Here is a 1,047-nt window from a genome sequence, read left to right on the forward strand (position 1 = left end):
CAAATGAGAAAGGATAGGCAATAAAAAACCCCGGCATCCTGCCGAGGTTTTTCGTATTGGTTTGCTCGGTATAACTCCTGTCGTACCTTACTGTCCTTGTGCGTATCTATTCTTATTATTGTGTGGAACTTCCTGTTCCCGATGAGTTCATCATAGGAAAATTCCAGTATGCCGCATAGCAGCAAAGGGACGAGTTTCATGTGCGCCAGGGCGTACAAAATAGCCTAAATTTTATCCACAGCAATTGGGGATAGTTTCGCAACCTGGATCCGCATGAAATGGGCACTGATTACTAAATTGATCGTTTTTTAGCCAATTTTCCTGGCAAAATGTTACAGATTCGCTTAAAAACTCACCAACTTATTACAAAAGCGGATTTCTGCTGGTTTATTGGTCATGACCAAATTTTTAAGTTATTGATTTTTATATTAATATACAAGTGTACTTCGTATAATATCCATTATGTTAAATGGCGGGGTGTTTAATTAATTTGAGTTTGCAAAATTGCTAAAATTTTTCTTAATTCTTCTCATGTCATGAAGTGTATAACCATAATTTCCGAAACATCCTTGTAGCATTTTTGGATCACTCATTGGACTATCTAAAACAGTAAAAAATTCATTAATAATATTTACAGTAGATAAGTTAGCTTCATGTTTTCTTGTATGAGGATTAGTTGTTATTAATTGATTTTTCTTAAAATAATCAGCCGTAATTAAATCAGGTAAATTTTTAAGTTGAGGATTCAGTCTTCTGAAATCAGCATTATAAAGAGGAATACAACTTTGTATTATTCGTGATAAAGCTGGGTCAGTTAAGAACTTATTTAAGTTGGATTCTATATCTCCAGTAGGTTTTGAATTATTAATATTTGAAGGTTTTACTGGAAAACCATGAAACATCCATTGTATGCCCCATAAAATTACTATGACTAAAATTACTGAAAAGATGATTTGTAGTTTCTTCATTTTTTAAGTTTTCCTAAAATTAACATAATACACGTTATACGAAGTTGAAAAATTGAGACTATAGCCTTAATTTTTATGT

1 protein-coding gene is annotated in these 1,047 nt (G+C 32.4%); it reads right to left on the reverse strand.

The genetic code is table 11. The annotated features are described in order from the left end of the window. Positions 1-485 precede the first annotated feature (485 nt). Positions 486-968, reverse strand: coding sequence for a hypothetical protein (locus FTV42_RS17335; RefSeq protein ID WP_004733302.1), 483 nt, complete (start codon positions 966-968; stop codon positions 486-488). Between the last annotated feature and the right edge of the window lie 79 nt (positions 969-1,047).

The organism is Acinetobacter sp. YH16052 (assembly GCF_013417155.1).
Lineage (GTDB): Bacteria > Pseudomonadota > Gammaproteobacteria > Pseudomonadales > Moraxellaceae > Acinetobacter.

Coding starts and splice junctions, on each gene's coding strand:
- FTV42_RS17335 (WP_004733302.1), bottom strand. CDS start 968: ATGAAGAAACTACAAATCATCTTTTCAGTAATTTTAGTCATAGTAATT.